Raw genomic sequence first — 240 nt, forward strand, 5'->3', positions numbered from 1 at the left:
TATTACAAAAGCATGAGCAGTAACTATAACATTATATATATGATCATTTCCTAACAATCTACCAGGATTTCCTAATTCCATTCGAATCAAAACTCTTATAGCAGTTCCCATTATAGCCGATCAAACACCAAATATTAAATATAACGTCCCAATATCCTTATGATTAGTTGAATATAACCATCGCAGTATTATCTAATAGTTTAAAAACATTAAATTGCAAATTTAAAATTATAATTAAGA

The organism is Rhodosalinus sediminis, assembly GCF_003385555.1.
In the GTDB taxonomy this organism is placed as follows: domain Bacteria; phylum Pseudomonadota; class Alphaproteobacteria; order Rhodobacterales; family Rhodobacteraceae; genus Rhodosalinus; species Rhodosalinus sediminis.